The 1,753-nt window shown below is 65.5% G+C and carries 2 protein-coding genes; one reads left to right on the forward strand and one right to left on the reverse strand.

Translation table 11 applies throughout. The annotated features are described in order from the left end of the window. The coding region (locus PGX04_RS29220; RefSeq protein ID WP_273741701.1) for a thiamine pyrophosphate-binding protein at nt 1–965 on the reverse strand (965 nt) is incomplete at its 3' end. 328 nt (nt 966–1,293) lie between these two features. Here PGX04_RS29220 and PGX04_RS29225 point away from each other — a divergent pair. Further along, on the forward strand, nt 1,294–1,753 hold a 460-nt coding region (locus PGX04_RS29225; RefSeq protein ID WP_273741702.1), incomplete at its 3' end, for an MFS transporter.

Genomic DNA, 1,753 nt, shown 5'->3' on the forward strand with positions numbered 1-1,753 from the left:
TCGAGCGCCTCGAGCGTTCGGGCGGCGTCGACGACGATTCCGACCGCTGTGTCGTAGCCCGTTCCGACGTCGTCGGCCTCGAGCGTCACGTGGACCAGGTCGTCCGGCACCTCGATCGACCAGCCGTGCATAGTGAGGGCGTCGAAGTCGGTACCGACGCCGAGGGCGGCGTCCGCGTCGGCGACGAGTTCCTTCACGTCGGTTCCGGTGCCGCCACAGAGCACGCCGCCCATGAGCTCGTGATCGTCGGGGAAGACCGATTTCCCCTTGTAGGTGAGGACGACCGGGGCCTCGAGGCGTTCGGCGACCGCTCGCAACTCGTCGCCCTCGTCGGCCGCTCGAACGCCGCCGCCGGCGACGATGATCGGTTTCGACGCGTCCGCGAGGAGGTCCGCCGCGGCGTCGACTTTCGCTTCGGGGACGCCGCTGAACGTCTGTCGATCGATCTCGCCGCGCTCGGCGAGCGGCACGTCCATCTTGAGGAAGTTCTTCGGAATCCCGATCCGAACGGGGCCTTTAGGTGCCGTCTGCGCGATGTCGATCGCGCGCTGGAGTTCGGCGACGGTGCTCTCGGGCGTCTCGACGGTGATATTCTCCTTGACGACGTTGTCGTACGTGTCGGGCGGCGTCTCGTGGATCCCGTCGCCGCCGCGGATCTCCGGTTCGGTCTCGACTGCGATGTGAAGAAGCGGCGTGCAGTCGTTCAGCGCGTTCTTCAGGCCGTTCATCGCGTTCATATCGCCCGGCCCGGGAATGACCACCGTCGCGGCCATGCCGCCGCTGGTCTCGGCGTAGCCCCACGCCTGATGGGAGACCGCGGTCTCGTGGCGTGCCATCACGAACTGGATGTCGTCGCGCTCGCTGATGGACTCGTTCAGCGGCAGCGATTGCTTGCCCGGAATGCCGAACAGGGTGTCGATGTCGTTCTCGGTCAGGCAATCGATAATCGCCTCGTTGACCTTCATAGCCGTAGTGAGCGCGAAGACAGTGTAAAGGTCTAGGGTCGGATACCCGGAAACCGGCGCGTTTCGTCGCCTCGAGCACCGATTCCAATGCCGGTCCGCGAACCGCGTCGTCATACTGTCGGACAAAAATCAATACGAAGTCGGTCGTGAGTTCGCGGCCGTCTCCACCGGTGACAGCCGCAGCAGAGCGACTGATCTTCACGTCGTTCTGTCCGGCAGTATCAGGACGCGGCCGGCCGATCGAATCTCGAACCCGGTCCGGATGTTGAACCGAGACGAACCGTCCGCAATCGCAACACGTAGGTTACCTCGACGGGCCAGTGAACGTGTGAACTGGCGCTACGCTCACCGCTCGTTGCTCCTCTGTACGTTGGCGTTCATGGTGACGATGGTCGCGCGGCTGGCGATCAGTCCGCTGGTCCCGGCGATCACCGACGAGTTCGCCGTCTCGAACGCCGCGGTCGGCCTGGCACTGTCGATCATGTGGGCGACGTACGTGCTGGTGCAGTTTCCCAGCGGGGTCCTCGGCGATCGGTTCGGCGAGCGAAAAGTGATCCTCACGGAGATCGGTCTCACCGGGCTCTCGAGCCTCTGTATCGCCGTCGCGCCCTCGTACGGCGTTTCCGTGCTCTTCGTGGGCGTCCTTGGGATCGGTGCAGGGCTCCACTACACGCCCGCCACGACCTTCCTCGCGAAGCAGTACGACGACATCGGGCGCACGATCGGCGTCCACGTCGCCGGGAGCTCGACCGCGGGACTCGTCGCGCCGGTCGCGGCGGCGGCGATCG

This window comes from Natrinema soli, assembly GCF_028618695.1.